General features: G+C 72.0%; 1 protein-coding gene and 1 pseudogene. One reads left to right on the top strand and one right to left on the bottom strand.

The window, feature by feature from the left end:
• On the bottom strand, positions 1–1,078 hold a 1,078-nt coding region (locus ACVNF4_RS35830), incomplete at its 3' end, for a ferrochelatase (RefSeq protein ID WP_461807008.1).
• Positions 1,079–1,307: 229 nt separating this feature from the next.
• Here ACVNF4_RS35830 and ACVNF4_RS35835 point away from each other — a divergent pair.
• Positions 1,308–1,554 (top strand): annotated as a pseudogene (locus ACVNF4_RS35835) (hypothetical protein); the annotation flags it as partial.

Genomic DNA, 1,554 nt, shown 5'->3' on the forward strand with positions numbered 1-1,554 from the left:
CGGGGCAGCAGCCGACGGGGCAGAGGTTCGCGGTCGCGCCGAGGGTGCCGAGGGCGCAGGGGGTGACCTCGCGGCCCGACTCGGTGGCCGCGCGCTCCAGGATCAGGTCGCGGACGGCAGCGGCGAAGCGCGGGTCGGCGCCGACGGTGGCCGAGCGGCGCATGGGCAGGCCCAGCTCCTCCGCCTTGGCCTTGGCCTCGGTGTCGAGGTCGTAGAGGACCTCCATGTGGTCGGAGACGAAGCCGATGGGGGCGATGACCACCGCGGGGGCACCCGCGGCGTGCAGGGTCTCCAGGTGGTCGCAGATGTCGGGTTCGAGCCACGGGATGTGCGGGGCGCCGGAGCGGGACTGGTAGACGAGCTGCCAGGGGTGGTCGATCCCGGTGCGCTCGCGGACGGCGTCGGCGATGAGCTGGGCCGTCTCCAGGTGCTGCTCGACGTACGCGCCGCCGTCGCCGTGCGCCTCGACGGGGCCGGAGGTGTCGGCGGAGGCGGTGGGGATGGAGTGCGTCGAGAAGGCGATGCGGGCGCCGTCGCGGACGTCCGCCGGGAGGTCGGCGAGGGATTCCACGATGCCGTCGACCATGGGGTCCACGAAGCCGGGGTGGTTGAAGTAGTGGCGCAGTTTGTCGACCTTCGGGAGGTCGAGGCCCTCCGCTTCCAGGGCGGCCAGGGAGTCGGCGAGGTTCTCGCGGTACTGGCGGCAGCCCGAGTAGGAGGCGTAGGCGCTGGTGGCCAGCACGAGGACGCGGCGGCGGCCGTCGGCGACGATCTCGCGCAGGGTGTCCGTCAGGTACGGGGCCCAGTTGCGGTTGCCCCAGTAGACCGGCAGGTCCAGGCCGTGCTCGGCGAAGTCCTTGCGCAGGGCGTCCAGCAGGGCGCGGTTCTGGTCGTTGATCGGGCTGACCCCGCCGAAGAGGAAGTAGTGCTGCCCGACTTCCTTCAGGCGTTCGGTGGGGATGCCTCGCCCGCGCGTCACGTTCTCCAGGAACGGGACCACGTCGTCCGGGCCTTCGGGGCCGCCGAAGGACAGCAGGAGCAGGGCGTCGTAGGGGGTGGCATCGAGCGCGTCTGACATGGGTCGATCCTGCCACCCGGCACTGACAACCGGGAAACGGCGGGGTGTCCTGCCGGGGTGTGCGGGGCCGCGAAACGTGGTGCGTCCGGGTGACTCGGGCCGTAAGCTGTATCGGCCGCGTTGGCACCTTACGGATCCCCGGGAACGAGGTCCGTGCCGCAGCGCCGCCACCATCCGCACCCCGCCGAGCCGCCGGCCGGGGGCGGCCTTCGTACGACCGGAGATCGCCTTGGGCAGCCCCTACCGCGCACTGTTCGCCGCACCCGGCACGAAGGGCTTCGCGGCCGCGGGGTTCGTCGGGCGGATGCCGCTGTCGATGATGGGCATCGGCGTCGTCACGATGATCTCCCAGCTGACCGGCCGGTACCTCCATGCGGTCGGGCCCCTTGGGGTGCCAGACGCGGATCGAGCCGTTGACGGGGAGGTAGGAGAAGTTCGGGAAGACCGTCGCGTGACCCGTCGTCATCGGGCCCTCG

Source organism: Streptomyces sp. S6 (assembly GCF_054880855.1).